Genomic DNA, 15716 nt, shown 5'->3' on the forward strand with positions numbered 1-15716 from the left:
CACAAGATTTTTTGTGGCACAGGCATCTTGCCTGTGACGGGCTAGAAGCCCACCCCACAAGATTTTTTGTGGCACAGGCATCTTGCCTGTGACAAATATCAACACCTTTCTCCTACCTCACCTTAAAAATCTTCTGCGCCGCACTTTCAGACACCGGCATCACCGACAAGCGATTACCTTTCCTCACCACCAAAATCTCATCAGCAGTAAACTTTGCTTTCAGTTCATCCAAAGATATTAACTTAGTAAACTCTTCAACAAACTCAACTTTCACAGTCTGCCACCGAGGCGCATCAAGCTGCGATTTAGCATCATAATACTCGCTATTCACATCAAACTGAGTCGGGTCAGCAATCCCAGTTTCAACCACGCGCGCCAACCCAACAATGCCCGGAATTTTAGTATTAGAATGGTAAAAAAATACTAAATCACCCAAACTCATTTGCCGCATAAAATTGCGCGCTTGATAGTTACGAACGCCATCCCAAATCGAAAATTTGTCACGCCGCAAGTCCGCAATACTATAAACATCCGGTTCCGACTTCATCAGCCAATAATTCATACAATCCCTTCGCTTTGGTTAGCCAAAGATTGTTGAATATTGTCTAAACACTGCTGCATAGCTTTTTGCATAAAAACCTGAACCAACAACAACCCAACCGGATAAAATACCGGAGAAGTCAGCATAAAGTAAAACTCCCAATCAATCCGAGTCCCCTTTTCTGTAGTAGTAAACTTCCAATCTCCGCCACCAGACTCAATCAGTAGAGAAATCGGAAACTTAAACCCTCTAACCAATCGGTAAGTTTGTCTTTCTGGCTTTTTGAAAGTAATTATTTCTTCATCAATCACCGATCCATCGTAATGTTTTATCTGACGCACACCGCCTTCACGCATTTCTCCACCATCAGCCATTTCAGCTTTAATAATTGCTGGAATTAAACCAAATCCGCGAAATGATTTTGGCACATTCGATAGTGATGCCACAAAATCAAAGACTACTTCCGGTGATGCAGGAATTTCTACTAAGGCGTTGGTTTTAACTAACATTTAATCCTCAAATTTTTGGCATTAACTAAGTGCAGATTTCTAATTGTATAGCGGTTCTCACAAAGATTCGCGGACGTTGTTGGGCTTTAGCCCTTCTTGGTTTAAACTGTCAAGTGTCAACTGTCAACTGTGAAAGGTGCGTCGCTGTGAGATTTTTCACTTTTTCGAGCAGATGATTCATGGTGACGCACCCTACGTTATTAACTTTTTAACTGTCAACTGTCAACTGCTATAAAATATCTTTCCGTTTCTGCAACCACAGAGTCAACATCAAATATACGAAAATATGCACGCACAAAATCCCCCAATTTAAACTCAGATTGTGCCACGTCGGATCGTAAACAGGAGTAGGCTCAAACGGCTGAGGAAGTGTACTCCCGTCCGGCAAAGTCGTAGACGCGGGAACCAGGGAATTTACATTAACTAAAGAGCCGTAAGCGCCCACAGACCAACGACTTAACATCAACCAAGAAAACTTGCTCGCCACACCTTCCATCCTAAACAAAACTCCCGAGAAAATAATCTGAGGTAGCAATATTAGAGGTAAAGCACTGTTAGCTTGAGAGCCATTTTTGACGATAGCCGAAACCAGCAATCCGAGACTGATGCAGCTCATTAAAGTTAGAAAAGTGGTAATAGCTGCTCCCACCAGCCAGGAAATCAAACTCGGTTCGGGGGATTTGAAAGCAATCAGAATCACTCCTACCATCAACAGCGTTTGCAATACTGCTAACCCGGAAAGTATGAAAACCTTGGAACCCAAATAAGCAAATAATCCTAAATTAACCAAACGTTCGCGCAAATAAATAGCAGATTCCTTGACAATTTCTTGCAGGGAAGTTGCCAATCCTACCCAAATAGCCGCGCAGGTAAACACAAACAAAACTCGCATTGCTAAAGGTGCTAAAGTTGGCTCCGGCGCGCCAATTAACGGGTCTTTATCCCTGACGGCAAGCCGCAGCAAACTAATCCCGATCGGCGCAGTCAAAAGAGCTAAACTTAAGTTAACTAAGTCGCGGGAAATTAGTTGAAAATAGCGCTGAGATAGCAAAACAAGTTGTTTGATAAAAGATAGAGATTTGGGCTTGGGAGGTGCAGCGGGCGTTTTTCCACTAGCGTTGCCGGTGCTGAAGTGGTTAACAATATAGCGCTGATAGTAGGGAGATTTCTGGAACTTTTCCGCCCAGCTTTGAACGTTAGTTTCTCCTGTTTCTAATTCGTTGTAAATGTCGGCAAAATCCCCTGTTTTGACATCGAAAAAATCCAGGGCTTCCATGGGCGGGCCGAAGTAACAAAGCCGTCCGCCGCGGCCCATAAACACAATGCGATCGCACATCGTGATATTTGCCGTCGCGTGAGTCACCAGAATCACCGTCCGGCCTTGACTTGCCAACTTTCGCAACAGTTGCATCATCTTCTTGTCCAAACCCGGATCGAGCCCAGAAGTCGGTTCGTCCAAAAAGAAAAGTTTCGGATCTGCTAACAGTTCAACTCCGATGCTAACCCGTTTGCGCTGTCCGCCACTAAGCTGTTTTACAAAAGCAGTACGGCGGTGAGTCATTTCAATATCTTCTAAAGTTTTTGTGACTACTTCCTTAACATCTGTATCGGGAGGTAAGCGTAATTTAGCGGCATAACTCAACACTTCTTCTACTGTCAAATCTGCGTGAATAATATCATCTTGAGGCACGTAACCAATTTGATTGCGATAAATATTGAAGTTTTGGCGCAGGTTGTCGCCGTTGAGAAACACAGCGCCTTGAGTAGTTTTCTCGATGCCTAAAAGCGTCCGCATTAAAGTAGATTTACCCGCGCCGCTACCGCCGACTAAAGCCACAAACTGCCCAGGTTCGATCGCCAAAGTGATACGATCCAAGCGCTTGGGAATCACCAGACTGTCAGCATCCAGGCGAATTTGACTGCCTCGGTCTTGCACCTCTAACGTATGATTGCGGTAAGTTAGAGTAAACGGGCCGATCCGAATCGCATCTCCCTCGGCCAACTGTACAGAATTCGTGATGCGCTGGCCGTTGACAAAAACGCCATTAACACTGTGATCGCGTAAAATATAATTGCCGCGACTGTCAGCGTCAATTGTCGCGTGTCGCCTCGAAACCAGTGGCGCATCTAATTGTAGCGAAGCATTTGGATCGCGGCCCAACAAAACCGATCGATTGCTGAGGGGAATTGACTGTTTGCTGGGGGGAAAGATTTGACTCGCCAGGGGATTAAAATAAGTCACCAAAACTTGATTTTTGGGATCGAGACCGATTTTAATTTCTGTACCGTTTTTGAGACAATAACCGTCGTTGGGAGTGATGCGAGTGCGATCGACAAATAAGCCATTAGTGCTCGGCTGCTGGCCGTCACCGTCGTAAATCCAGTAATTTTGGCCAATTTGGCGCAACACAGCGTGAACCCCGGAAACTGCCCGCCAGGGTTCGGGAACAACCAAATCAGCACGAGTGCGATCGCGCCCCAGTACGTGCTGCGGCTGTTTTAACTCTAACTGTATGCTTTGATCTTGACTCGTTAATACTAAATAAGGGCGATCGCTGACAGCAGTCGGTTGTCCTATATTACCTATCATATTTAAATCGCCTTTTTTGCATTCACTTTTGTCAGCATATCAAAAGTAAGGCAACAATCCACTTATTTATTTGCGAACTAATGCAAAATGTCTATACTATCGTCTTCCGCGCGCGTTACATCTATATTACTTATTCCCTATTCCCTATTCATTCTTTCCTCTTCATTTTGTCAACCGTCAACTGACAGGGCGCATCTGGGTTTTGAAGAGGGCGAAGCATGACCGCATATAAGTTATTAGTGATAATCTCATATTTTCTGCGGTCATGCTTCGCCCCTACACACGTATTTGGCAAACTCAAATGCACACAACTGACAACTGACAACTGTCAACTGACAACCGACAAACTTCGCAGCCGATTAATAGCCGCCGCCAATTCAAAGCGGCGAAACATAGCAAAATCTCCCTCAGGAAAAGAGGATAAAATATCCATCCCCTGCGCGTCAATATCTGCCATCACCAAATCGATAATTTCCGACAAAGTGCGCTTCCCGTCTATGTAGTGACCCTTTGCATAAATCATTGCCGAGGCGATCGCCCGCAACTGTCCCCTGTCCACAATTTGCTCGACAGCGCCCAAATCAATCTCCTCAGTTCCGAAAGCCAATTCATCCACATCCCGCACCTTCACCCGCACATCTCGCCGTCCCCGACTCGGATCTAAACTAGCAGGAACCGGGACTCTGTGAGTAATATCACCAAAACTTTCTCCCCCTTCAGCAGCGCGACTGGTCGAGTAAATACTTGCTATTTCTTTAGCTTTTTCCGTCACATTATATGCTGCAAAATTATCCATGGAAATCACAGTATCCGCCACATCAAAATAATCGCCGCTTCCGCCCATGACTAAAATCGTCGATACGCCATAATCTGCGTACAACTGTTTCACTTTATCGATAAACGGCGTAATCGGTTCCTTATCCTTAGCAATCAGGGCCTGCATTCTGCGATCGCGAATCATAAAATTAGTCGCCGCCGTATCCTCATCCACCAACAAAACAGGTACTAAATCCCCTTCACAAGAGGCGGCTTGCATCCCTGTCGCAAAAGATTGAGATTCTTCCCTCTTCCTTCTTCCCTCTTCCTTCTTCCTTCTTCCTTCTTCCTTCTTCCTTCTCCCAACTTCCAAAGCCTCAATAATATTAGCAGCTTGCGACGTACTGCCGCTCGCATTTGCAGTAGAAAATTGTACAGTATCTCTACCTTGCGGCAAATGATTGATAAAAGGAGAAATATCCACCGACGCCACACTTCTGCCATCTTCCGCCCGAATTTTCACCGCCGCCGGACTTGTCACCACAAATTCCCTACCATCACCCGGAATTCGGTTATAAACTCCCAACTCAATCGCCCTGAGTAAAGTTGATTTGCCGTGATAGCCACCGCCCACAATCAAACTAATCCCAGCGGGAATTCCCATACCGGAAATCAAACCGCGATTCGGACAATTAAACTCAACCTTTAACGACGACGGCGACACAAAAGCCACAGCATCATTTAACAGAGGACGGTTGTCAACACCGCTGCGGCGGGGTAAAATAGAACCGTCAGCAACAAACGCAACTAATCCGTTTTCAGCTAACTGCTGCCGCAGCCAATCAGCATCTTCTACCGTTTCAACATGAAGGCGACATTCCGCAGCATTTAAGCTAGAATATTTCAGAGCTTGGCTGACAATTCGCGGGATATCTTCGCACAGCATTTCAGCAGCTTGTCGCCCTAAAATACTGCGCCCGCCCGCCGGAAGTCCGACGGAAAATCGGATTTCAACCCCCCCTAAATCTCCCAGATCTGATGCAGTTGAGTCTAGGATAAATGCCGAAGTTCGTTCTAAAACTTCTTGTCTGAAGCGAGTCACTGCGATCGTACCGCTTTTACCGCTGCCGCGCTTGCTGCTGATGCTATATGCTGCTTTGTCAAACTGGCGAGTTAGGTAATCTCGCAGGGCTATTTCTCGACTGCGAGATTGGAAAAGTTCGCGGGGAATTCGAGCAATGTTTGGCGGAACTTTGACTCTAAATTTACTGGGAGATGCAAAGGGATCTCCCTGGACATAATCAATTATTAATGTGAATTCTGAAAAATCATATCTACCTTGAATGTCTTTGTACGCTTTGTAGCTTCGATTGTCTAGTTGCAGTAAATGCTGTCGCAGATTGTCTTTGTTAGTCATTTCTTGTAAGGAAGAAGGAAGAAGGAAGAAGGAAGAAGGAAGAGGGAAGAAGGAAGAAGGAAAGAACACCTTACATAATTACCAATTACCAATTACCCATTACCAATTACCAATTACCAATTACCCATTACCAATTACCAATTACCCATTACCCATTACCAATTACCCATTACCCATTACCAATTACCAATTACCAATTACCAATTACCAATTACCCATTACCCATTACCCATTACCCATTACCCATTACCGAATTTCCAATAATTTAGCAGTAGCATTAACCACAATTTGAGCAGAACCGATGAAAAAAGGTCGATCGATATTTGCGAGTGTATCGGTAGACTGGTGGTAGTGGGGCGATCGCAAATTTGCAGTATCCGTCACCAACACAGCACCAACTCCTTTATACCAGAAAGGCGCGTGGTCACTACGCAAAACATCGGGAGTCAGCAGCCCTTTCAGAGGAACCGGCAACGTCATCACCGGTGGTAAATCAGCTTGTGGCGACTCCGCAAAAGTACCCAACAGCAGCGGATGTTCCGCATCCCCAATCACAGCAATAAACTCGCCCTTATCGGGAGAAGTCACCCCCGCTGCATCTAGAAAAGGTTGCGGTTTCAATCCTTCGGGATATCGCTGACATCCAGCCGTGCGGCAGGCATAACCGATCATATCCAGGACGATCGCACCCTGCAAATTTTTTAACCGCGCCGGGCTACCCGCGAATGCTAAACTACCTAAAAGTCCGATTTCTTCCCGGTCAAAAAATGCCACTTGCAATGTCCGAGGCGTAGGACGAGAACCCAGCAATCTTGCTACTTCTAAAACTGCCGCAACTCCTGTTGCATTGTCGTCAGCCCCAGGAGATTGTGGTACAGTATCGTAGTGTGCTGCAATTAAAATTGCACCAGCGTTTGAGTCAGTACCTTTTCTCTCGGCGAAAACGTTGATTCCGCGATCGAACTCCTGCAATTTTGGTGAAAAACCGAAGGTTTTCAGTTGTTGGGAAATGTAGTCTCTCGTAAAAGAGCGAGCTCGTTCTCCCTCGCGTTCCCCTGCTAAAGTTTCGACGTGTTTCCACAACCGGGACGAGTCAACTTGCGGCTGACTGACTGCATTTTTTTCAGCAGGAGACTGGCTTTGGAAAGTGTGGATAGTGCGATCGATCGAAACTTCCGGTACAGCCGTTTTCGGCTGCAACGAGTCAGAGCCCCAACCCACAACTGCCACCGCAACCAGAATAAATAGCGCTATCGAAATCAATTGTTTCATCAGTAAGTCTATTTTATATTTTAGGCTATTATGTTTGTGATTTTACTTGACACCATCCTTTAAAATAACCCTGTTTCCAAAAATGAAACTCAAAGTTCTTAACATTTTTTCTAGTAGCGCTATCCTCAAAGATCGTATTGTATAACTAGCTCTTAGGTACGTAGTTGCGCTTCAGCGCTCTTTTCTTTTATATATGAAAGAGCGCTTTCATCGCAACTACGTACCTGTTTCAATGTAGCCGTTGCGTAATTCCTGTTACTTGCTTCAGAAAATTCACGACGAACTCAAATACTAATTTACATTCGTAACTCACAACTCAAAACTACTTTTTCTCCCACTCTATCTCCTTATTTCCCAATATCAACCCGCTGCTGCTACCCACAGCATAAGGAATAGTTTTTGCGGAAAACTCAACAATTTGAGTTGGTTGTTGAAACCACTCCGAGTAACTGGGATTTAGTTGGTCGTACAGTGCTTTTAAAGCTTGGATTTCTGCCTCTAGCTGCGCTGCTGCTTGATTAATTTTGCGAGCTTGTGCTTGCAAGCGCTTTTCCCCGGTTTGAACGTGGTTTTCTACTTCTTTCCAGTGCTCTCCCGCCAGCAATTTATCTAGTTCACCTTGTTTGTAATTGAGTAAAGCCTGTTTTGCTTCCAGTTGCTTTTCAATAATTTTAGTCTCTCGGTCAATTTCCTGGATTTGCTGCAACCACTGCTCCCCAAAAGCAGCATTTTGCTGGTGGAACTCGGCAAGGGCCTCAGGAGTATTATTCTTGGGAAAACTGACTGTCACTCGGCACTCTGAGCGCTGTAGGCAAAGTTTTTCCCGCGTCTCTTGCAGAGTGGCAACTTCTGCTTGCAGCGCGCGGACTTCTGTTTGGAGTTCTGGGATCGTCTGACTCATTGGTTCAATTCGTGGATCTCTGCATCGATCTTAAGCTAATTGTTTATTTTTCTAACAAATCTCCGCCGCCTATGAGCGGGAATTTTCTAATTTTAGCGCGATCCCAGCCGATGTCTAGGCATAATGGCGGATAGTTTGTGGCACAATGGCCGATGACAGATCTTAAATTAAGATTAAAATTATAATTAGTTACAAAGATAAATTCTTATTTTTGAACTCTTCAATTTACTAAAGCAACATAAATTTAGGTGCTATTCTTTCTGTAATTCCTCAACATATGCTCAAAGTATTTAGATTTCTTGAGACAGGAAGACATCTTTTTAAAATCAGGAACTGGAGCAAATGAAAATTACGTATCAATTGATTTTGGTATCTTTGACTGCTGCTATTTTTGGTGTGGAATGTAGCATTAATTCAATAAAATTGTCGGCAAGTATAGGGGATATAACCGACAATCGCAGTGTGGAAGCAATTTTGCTGGAGCCTGAGAAACTTAGCTCTTTGGGAGCGTCATCTCGCCCCACTACTTCGGCAACCGCCGACTTATTTGTAGATAATTTATCCCAAAGAGAAGCTGTACATTTACCAAGCGACAACTTTATACATTCTCCGCAAAATTCCGAAAATAAACGTAGTTTTGGTCGGGAAACAATCTGTTCTTTTTTGGCTTTTATTTCTATAGTAATCTCGTTATTAATCAGGACGAACACAGCAACTATCTTATCTAAGACGAGCGGGAAATCTCACTCTGAAACAGAGAAAGAAAAGCTACCAGAAGCAAAAAAAGTGTTGCGTCAAAAAAAAGAACAAGATATCGGGGATACTATTGCCAAAATGACCCAAGATTTGCAGCAAACTGCGGAATACGCCCTCGATATTTGCGAGGAAATGAGCGTCTCGATCGTTGCTACAACTCCCGGCGGTCATATCCTGTCGTCTAACCAAGCTACCTGTCAACTTTTAGGATACTCTAAAAAAGAGTTGTTAGGCAAACAAATAGCTGGACTTTTCAAACAAACTGAATCACCGGCAGCCGGATTAGAATCAGCAACATTAACAGCCCAAGGTTCTGTCCGCAACGTCGAAAAAGTCTACCTTTCCAAACAGGGTAAAAAAATAATTGTACTGCTTTCAATTTCAACTATTCGCGACGGCAAAGGTGAAGTGAGCGGCAAGTTGTATGTAGCACAAGATATTACCGATAGCAAGCGGGCTGAAAGAGATTTGCGGCGCAGTGAAAAAAAGTTTCGGCAACTGGTAGAAACTGTTAATGCTGCTGCATTTATCTATCAGCGCCGACAGTTGCGCTATGTCAATTCTCAGACAGAAGCTTTAACTGGATATACTCGCGAAGAATTGCTAGGATTGGATTTATACGATTTTATTCATCCAGATTTTCGATCGACAGTTAAACAATGGGGTAAATCCCGCCAGCCGCGAGACAGTGCAGGCTCAAAATATGAAGTGAGAATTATCACGAAAACTGGAGAAACTCGCTGGATTGAAGCCACTGTTGATATTATCAAATTTGAGAGAAAAGCGTCAATATTAGTCACTGCTTTTGACATTAGCCATCGCAAATTAGCAGAGTTAGAACTAGAAACATCTCTTTCTTTGCTTCAAGCAACCATTGAATCTACTGCTGACGGAATTCTGGCGGTGGATGGTAGCGGAAAAGTTGTCAGCTTTAACCGCAAGTTTGCTCAAATGTGGCAGTTGCCAGATTTTCTGCTAGATTCGAGAGATAGCAACCAAATTTTGGGGTTCGGAATCAGCCAGTTAAGATACCCGGAAATCTTTCTCAACCGTGCTAAAGAATTGTCCGATATCCCCGCAGCAGAAAGTTTCGATGTCATCGAGTTTCAAGATGGCAGAATTGTCGAACGCTACTCGCTACCGCAGCATACTGGAGGCAAAATTACTGGTCGAGTGTTCAGCTTTCGGGATGTAACGGAACGCTGGCAATCTGAAGAAAAACTCCGCAAAAGTGAAGAACGCTTTCACCTGCTGACGCGGGCAACAAATGATGCAGTTTGGGATTTTAATGTGTCAAGAAATGAGTATTGGTTGAGCGAAGAGTTTGAAAAAGTTTTTGGATACAAACTCAACGAAACTCAGACGATAGATTTAGAATCATGGTGGCTGAATGTTCATGCCGAAGAACGGGAAAGAGTGAAGTCTAGCTTCAACGAAACAATGAACTCAGACGCTCAATGTTGGTCGGAGGAATACAGCTTTCGCCGCGCAGATGGGGGATATGTTTTTGTGCTCGATCGCGGTTACATTATCCGGAATGCTAGCGGTGAAGCAGTGCGGGCGATTGGCACTATGATGGATATCACTCAGCGCAGGCAAGCTGAAGAAATTATTCGCTATCAAGCTGTTTATGACCAACTCACAGGTTTACCGAACCGGATACTGTTTAACGATCGCCTGTTGGCTTCATTAAAACAAGCTAAAAAAAATGAAAAAATGCTCGCTGTGATGTTTTTAGACTTGGACAGGTTCAAAAAGATTAATGATACGCTAGGTCACGCTGCGGGCGATCGCCTGTTAGAGGGTTTTGCCGGACGCATCAGCGACACTTTGCGATCGACGGATACGGTAGCCCGCTGGGGAGGCGATGAATTTACTGTACTGCTTCCCGAAATCAATTGCTTAGAAGATGCGATTAAAACAGCTCAAAGAATACTCGACAATTTAAAACCAGCATTTAAACTAGAACAACAGGCGTTTCACATCAGTAGCAGCATCGGCATTGCCCTTTATCCCAACGACGGTGAAGATGCCGAAACTTTAGTCAAAAATGCCGATGCCGCTTTGTACCGCGCTAAGGAAAGGGGAAGAAATAATTATCAATTATACACTGCAACACTTAATCCCGAAGGCAGCCAGTTGCTAAATATAGAAAACAGGTTGCACGAGGCTCTAGAACAGGGAGAATTTGAGATTTTTTACCAGCCAAAAGTCAACATCACTACTTGGAAAATCCAGGGTATGGAAGCCCTGCTGCGCTGGAAACATCCAGAATTAGGTTTAGTTTCTCCGGCGACATTTATTCCGATCGCCGAAGAGAACGGATTAATTGTCCCTATTGGCGAATGGGTGCTGCAAACTGCCTGCACTCAAAATAAAGCTTGGCAGGATGCTTTGCAACCAGATTTGCGGGTAGCGGTCAACTTTTCGGCGCGGCAGTTTCAGCAATTTAATTTAGTGCAAATGGTGGCGAATTGTTTGGAAAGAACTGGTTTAGCACCGAAGTATTTGGAGTTAGAAATCACCGAGACTACAGCTATGCAAGATGTGGATTATACCACAAAAGTTTTGAGGGAGTTGCAGGCTATGGGAGTGCAGATTGCGCTGGACGATTTCGGTACGGGTTATTGTTCTCTAAATTATCTCAAAAAGTTTCCGTTGAATATCTTGAAAATAGACAAATCTTTTGTCAGCGAACTGACGACTGATCCGTGCGAACGGGCGATCGCAAATGCTGTAGCAACTCTGGGGCGAGATTTGAACTTGAGCGTGGTGGCTGAGGGAGTAGAAACTAAAGAGCAGTTGGATTGTTTGCGATCGCTCCACTGTCACGAAATTCAGGGTCATTATTTTAGCAAGGCGCTCTCGGCTGGGGATGCGAGCAAACTTTTGGTAAATTGTCTGTTGAGGAAAGTGAAAATTGCTTAATTGGTCATTGGTCATTCGATCGGGTGCTGACGCTGCTTTAGGTACGTAGTTGCGCTTCAGCGCTCTTTTCCTATATATCAAGAAAGAGCGCTGAAGCGCAACTACGTACCTTGAATGTGAGAGTAAAGGGCGATCGGCATTTGCTCTCACCACTTGTAGGGAAACCCTACTGCTGTGTCGTTGGAGGTGGGCGATCGACCTTGCGATCGATCGCCCGCACGACTTAAAACTTAAAATAGTGTGCAGAATAACGGACTTGTGCCAAAAGACAGACGAAAATATCGCTACCCCAACATAAACGCTTTGTCTATGCAGCCAATTCGCACATTTAACGTTTCCCCGTCTCTGCCGGCAATTCTCGAACCCCTACGCAAGCTTGCCTACAACTTGCACTGGGACTGGAACGTTGATACCAAAGACCTTTTCCGCCGGCTCGATCGAGATCTCTGGGATTCCAGCAATCAAAACCCGGTGCTGATGCTCGGAACCATTTCTCAAGAGCGACTGCAAGAAATGGCAGAAGATGAAGGCTTCATTGCTCAAATGAACCGAGCAGCCCAGCAGCTAGACGATTATCTCAAAAATCGGGCCTGGTACCGCAAACAGCGCGGCACCGATCGCCAGGAATGCTACGCTTACTTTTCGATGGAATTCGGCTTAGTTAAAGCCCTACCCATCTATTCCGGCGGTTTGGGCGTGCTCGCGGGCGACCACCTCAAATCTGCTAGCGACTTGGGCTTGCCCTTGGCTGGCGTAGGCTTGCTGTATCAAGAAGGCTATTTTTCGCAATATCTCAACGCCGATGGCTGGCAGCAAGAACGCTATCCGCTGAACGATTTCTACAATATGCCGCTGCACCTAGAACGCAATCCCGATGGTTCGGAATTGCGGATTGAGGTGGACTATCCCGGCCGCAAGGTATACGCCCGGATTTGGCGGGTACAGGTGGGCACGGTGCCCCTGTACCTAATGGATACAAATATTGAACCTAACAGCCGCTACGACCAAGATATTACCGACCAACTGTACGGCGGTGACAAAACTCTGCGGATGCACCAAGAAATCATGTTGGGCATCGGCGGAGTGAAAATGCTCAAGGCTTTGGGCTTGACAGTTACGGCTTATCACATGAATGAAGGCCACGCGGCTTTCATGGCTTTGGAACGCATACGGATGCTGATGGAGGAACATCACCTGAGTTTCTTGGAAGCGGAACAGGTGGTGATTTCGAGCAGTATGTTTACGACTCACACGCCTGTGCCTGCTGGGTTTGACTTGTTCGAGCCGGATATGGTGATGCACTATCTGGGTCAGTATCCCAAGATGTTTGGCTTGTCGCAAGATGAGTTCCTGGGATTGGGCCGGGAGAATACTAAAGATTTGTCCGGGCCTCTGAATATGGCAATTTTGGCAATTAAAATGTCGAGTTTTGTCAACGGGGTGGCGGCTTTGCACGGTGTCGTGTCGCGCCCGATGTTCCAAGGGTTGTGGCCGGGTTTGCCTGAGGAAGAGGTGCCGATTACTTCGATTACCAACGGGGTTCACGCTCGCAGTTGTGTGGCGAAGTCTACTCAGGAGTTGTACGATCGCTATCTTGGCCCGGATTGGGAAATGACTCCCACGGACGATCGCCTGTGGGATAAGATAACTTCGATTCCTGATGAGGAACTGTGGCGCAATCACGAACGCTGTCGATCGGAGTTGGTGGTGTTTGCGCGGGAGTGGCTGCAAAAGACTCTGCGCGAGCGCGGGGCGGCTCAAACGGAAATTGAACACGCTCGGGAAGCTCTCGATCCGAAGGTGCTGACGATCGGGTTTGCGCGCCGTTTTGCTACTTACAAACGGGCGACACTGTTTTTGCGTGATGTCGATCGCATTATGCGGATCATGCGTGACAAAAACCGCCCCGTGCAGTTTGTGATTGCTGGGAAAGCTCACCCGATGGATATTCCGGGTAAGGAATTGATTCGGGATATCGTTCATTTCATCCGCGAGCACGAAACTATCAGTTCGATGGTGTTTCTGCCGAATTACGACATTAACGTGGCTCGGATGATGGTGTCCGGTTGCGATGTGTGGCTGAATACGCCGCGCCGTCCCCGTGAGGCTTCTGGTACTTCCGGGATGAAAGCTTCGATGAATGGTTTGCCAAACCTCAGCATTCTTGACGGTTGGTGGGATGAGGCGGATTATGTTCGCACTGGTTGGCCGATCGGACATGGCGAGTTTTACGAAGATACTAAGTATCAGGATGAAGTCGAGGCGAATGCTTTGTACGACTTGATGGAAAAGGAAGTTGTACCGCTGTTTTACAACCGGGATGCTGATGGTATTCCCCGCGGTTGGACGGCGAAAATGAAGGATTCTATTGCTTTGAACTGTCCTTTCTTCAATACGGCTCGGATGGTGAAGGATTACGCGCGGCGGGCTTATTTCCCCGTGAGCGATCGCTTCTACACCATGACGAACGACGGGTGCGCTCCGGCTAAGGAGTTGTCTCAGTGGAAGAAGCACCTTCTCGGGAAGTGGCACGACATTAAGATTGAGGCTGTTGATATTTCCCAGGATAAGGAAGTTAAGGTCAATCAGTCGATCGCTGTTAAATCTCGAATCAATCTGATGGGATTGACACCTGCGGACGTACAAGTCGAACTTTATCAAGGTTCGGTTGATGCTAACGGCGAGATTGTTGGTGGCGTGCCAATGGTAATGGAGTATTTGGGAGAAGATCCTCACAATGCTAGCCTTTATACGGCTGACATTACTTATACTTCTAGCGGTTTGCAAGGTTTGTCGCTGCGGGTTTTGCCGAAGCACGATAATCTCAGCAGTCCTTATGAAGTTGGTGTGATTCTCTGGGCACATTAAACAGTTGACAGTTGACAGTTGACAGTTGACATTTGTGATGGTCAATGCGCGATTGTGCTATTTTTCGGGAGCATCTCAGTTTTGCATTTACAGTGCGAGCTGTCGCGAGTTCGCGACAGCTCGCACTACCATAAAAAATGCTTCTTGCAAAACTGAGATACTCCCTCAGGTTCGTAGTGAGGACTTTAGTCCGCAGGGAGCATCTCTGTTTTGCATTTAATAGTGCGAGCTTAAGAGCTCGCGTATTATACGATACGCGAGCTCTTAAGCTCGCACTATAAGAAAAAATGCTTTTTACAAAAATGAGATGCTCCCTATTCTTATTGAAGTTGGGGAATGACTATGTAGCCGGTTGCGCGATCGCCCAAAACCAAATTCCGCTCGATTCCCCAGTACCACCAGTGAGCGCCGATATAAGCACATAGCAAGGCATCTAGCTGGTCTTCTAAGGCTTTAAGGGTAGCGATACTGGTGGGGATATCGCTCACAGGCAAGATGCCTATGCCACAGTTCACAGGCAAGATGTCTGTGCCACAAGACAGATTGAGACTTGGTTCAAGGCTCGGTAAAATATCGATAATATACTGGCAGAGTTTCATCAATTCTAATTGACGCTCTGCCAGTTTTCCTTTTTTGTATTTGATGATTCTATCTAATTTAAATAAGTTGATTGTGGCTGGATGGGGAAAGACTTCTATTTGATATCTGCCTAGTTTCTTAGCTTCAATAGTTGGTGAGTGGACAAATCCTCGGGCTTCTAAACAAAGGCCAAATTCGACTGTTTTTTGGGCGAAGGGGCGAGAAAGATTGGCGGGATAGCAGCCTGCGTGGTAGCGCCCGAAGTGTTTGTGGGTGAGTTTGTCAGCGTCGCGCATTCCCGTTGGATTGGCGATGATTGTGGGTGCGTCTACGGCGATGATGGCTGGTTCGGTTGGGGAGATTTGGCGATCGATCCAGGTGAGGATGTCGTTGAGTGATTGTTGGCGATCGCACTCGATGAATTGCAATCGATTGTTTTCCCAATTCAAACAGCACAAACCGCTTGCTCCTGAACTCCAACCTAAGTCTATGCCGATAAATTTCATACTTGTTTAAATTAGTCCTGGACGCGCGCTGAGATTAGAAACCCGGTTTCCTCGTATATTTCTCGTTCCTGTCCGCAAAATCTCGTAGAAACC

At 45.8% G+C, this 15716-nt stretch carries 10 protein-coding genes; 3 read left to right on the forward strand and 7 right to left on the reverse strand.

What is annotated here, in order from left to right; all coding sequences use genetic code 11:
• Positions 1-112 precede the first annotated feature (112 nt).
• The 4 genes from JGK22_RS25375 to JGK22_RS25390 all read right to left on the reverse strand — a co-directional run bounded on the left by JGK22_RS25375 (position 113) and on the right by JGK22_RS25390 (position 5813).
• On the reverse strand, positions 113-562 hold the full coding sequence (locus tag JGK22_RS25375) for an EVE domain-containing protein (protein WP_293186734.1): 450 nt from the start codon (positions 560-562) through the stop codon (positions 113-115).
• Positions 559-1050 (reverse strand): SRPBCC family protein, encoded by a 492-nt coding sequence (locus JGK22_RS25380; protein WP_293186733.1) that lies wholly within the window; start codon positions 1048-1050, stop codon positions 559-561. The genes JGK22_RS25375 and JGK22_RS25380 overlap by 4 nt, the downstream gene beginning before the upstream one ends.
• Before the next feature lie 229 nt (positions 1051-1279).
• Positions 1280-3640 carry an FHA domain-containing protein gene (locus JGK22_RS25385; protein ID WP_293314036.1) on the reverse strand — a complete coding sequence of 787 codons (2361 nt, stop codon included), beginning with the start codon at positions 3638-3640 and terminating at the stop codon, positions 1280-1282.
• A 328-nt stretch (positions 3641-3968) separates the two neighbouring features.
• On the reverse strand, positions 3969-5813 hold the full coding sequence (locus JGK22_RS25390; protein WP_293186731.1) for an ABC-ATPase domain-containing protein: 1845 nt from the start codon (positions 5811-5813) through the stop codon (positions 3969-3971).
• Between JGK22_RS25390 and JGK22_RS25395 the strand changes: the two genes are divergently transcribed.
• Positions 5803-6105: a hypothetical protein gene (locus JGK22_RS25395; protein WP_293314038.1), complete on the forward strand. Its 303-nt coding sequence runs from the start codon at positions 5803-5805 to the stop codon at positions 6103-6105. The genes JGK22_RS25390 and JGK22_RS25395 overlap by 11 nt on opposite strands.
• On the opposite strand, the gene JGK22_RS25400 is transcribed toward JGK22_RS25395, so the two are convergent.
• Together JGK22_RS25400 and JGK22_RS25405 are read right to left on the reverse strand one after the other, a co-directional pair.
• The gene (locus tag JGK22_RS25400; RefSeq protein WP_293186729.1) at positions 6060-7085 is read right to left on the reverse strand and encodes a M20/M25/M40 family metallo-hydrolase; all 1026 of its coding nucleotides are present in this window, start codon (positions 7083-7085) and stop codon (positions 6060-6062) included. The genes JGK22_RS25395 and JGK22_RS25400 overlap by 46 nt on opposite strands.
• A gap of 322 nt (positions 7086-7407) precedes the next feature.
• Positions 7408-7986, reverse strand: a complete 579-nt coding sequence (locus JGK22_RS25405) for a hypothetical protein (RefSeq protein WP_293186728.1) — start codon at positions 7984-7986, stop codon at positions 7408-7410.
• Between the two features lie 342 nt (positions 7987-8328).
• Between JGK22_RS25405 and JGK22_RS25410 the strand changes: the two genes are divergently transcribed.
• Both JGK22_RS25410 and glgP read left to right on the forward strand, forming a co-directional pair.
• Entirely contained in the window at positions 8329-11670 is a 3342-nt protein-coding gene (locus tag JGK22_RS25410) for an EAL domain-containing protein (RefSeq protein ID WP_293232641.1), read from the forward strand.
• Positions 11671-11979: 309 nt separating this feature from the next.
• A complete protein-coding gene (gene glgP / locus JGK22_RS25415) occupies positions 11980-14538 on the forward strand; it encodes an alpha-glucan family phosphorylase (protein WP_293314048.1) in 2559 nt (852 codons plus the stop codon).
• Positions 14539-14858: 320 nt separating this feature from the next.
• Here glgP and JGK22_RS25420 read toward each other — a convergent pair whose 3' ends face one another.
• Positions 14859-15623 (reverse strand): DUF429 domain-containing protein, encoded by a 765-nt coding sequence (locus JGK22_RS25420; RefSeq protein WP_293182096.1) that lies wholly within the window; start codon positions 15621-15623, stop codon positions 14859-14861.
• Positions 15624-15716: the final 93 nt, after the last annotated feature.

Origin of the sequence: Microcoleus sp. PH2017_08_TRC_O_A (genome assembly GCF_020738665.1) — a bacterium.
Taxonomy (GTDB): domain Bacteria; phylum Cyanobacteriota; class Cyanobacteriia; order Cyanobacteriales; family Microcoleaceae; genus Microcoleus.